Annotated in this window: 2 protein-coding genes; one reads left to right on the top strand and one right to left on the bottom strand. The window is 73.9% G+C overall.

The features are described 5' to 3' along the window. The coding region (locus BGN97_RS07680) for a hypothetical protein (RefSeq protein ID WP_292699691.1) at nt 1-611 on the top strand (611 nt) is incomplete at its 5' end. 82 nt (nt 612-693) lie between these two features. Here BGN97_RS07680 and BGN97_RS07675 read toward each other — a convergent pair. After that, nucleotides 694-1,023: FHA domain-containing protein (locus BGN97_RS07675; protein WP_363331419.1), on the bottom strand; the 330-nt coding region annotated here is incomplete at its 5' end.

Genomic DNA, 1,023 nt, shown 5'->3' with positions numbered 1-1,023 from the left:
CGCGTCCGCCGCAGTACGTGGTAGACCCGCGTCCGCCGCACTACGTCGTGGATCCGCCGTATCGTCCCCCGTACGACCCGCCGTACGACCCCAACGACCCGCCGAATGTCGACGGCGGTGGCGGCGGGACGGTGCCTGGCGGACCTGGCGGCCCTGGTTATCCTGGAGGCCCCGGCGGCCCTGTGGGCCCCGGAAGTCAGCTGCCGGGCGGCGGTGGGACGAACCCCGGCGGCGTCGGCGGCGTGACCGGTGGGGCCGCGGGAGGCGTCGGCGGCGCAGCGCTGGCTCGCGGCCTCCGCGCAGGTGGTCTGGGCGCGGTCGGCGGACTGAACAGCATGAGCGCCGGAGCCGGTGCTGCGGGTGGCCCCGGAGCAGGAGGCGCGAGCGGAGTGGTCGCGCAGTCCGGCGGCGCAGCCGGTGGACGAGGCGGCATGATGGCCGGTGGTGGTGCTGCCGGTGGCGGCAGCGGCGACAAGCGCAAGCGCCGTCGCGGTCAGGACCTGTTCGCGTTCTCGGTCGATCCTGAGGACGACGGCGTCGAGCCGGATCTCGGGGCCGCCGGTTCCGCAGGCAGCTCGAGCTCCGACGGCCGGGAAGAACTCGGTTGGTGAACTGAGACACAGACGACAGCCGCCCACTCGCACTCAGCGGGTGGGCGGCTTCGTCTGTCCAGCCCCTCTCGCGCGGAGGATCTCAGCCTTCGATGACGCGGACGACGCAGTCGCCCAGCTGCAGTACCATGCCCGGCACGAGACCGAAGCGCTGGTGCGGGGTCATCGGGCCCGACCGGCCGTCGCCCGTGCGGAGCGTGGAGCCGTTCCCCGAGCCCAGGTCCTCGAACCAGGTCTGGCCGTTCACGATGCCGAAGCGGCCGTGCGTGCGCGACACCGAGCGGTCGCCGTCCGGCACCGCGACGAGCACGGCATCCGGACGTTCGCCGGCGGGGAGGCTGGGCGCCCGGCCGATGTAGCCGATGCCGCGGATCGGCACCGTGGTGCCGTCCTGGAACTGCAGGGCGACGAC

Origin of the sequence: Microbacterium sp. 69-10 (assembly GCF_001897945.1) — a bacterium.
Classification (GTDB): domain Bacteria; phylum Actinomycetota; class Actinomycetes; order Actinomycetales; family Microbacteriaceae; genus Microbacterium.
Note: the sequence above shows the minus strand (reverse complement) of the source record. Positions and strands in the feature narration are given on the sequence as shown.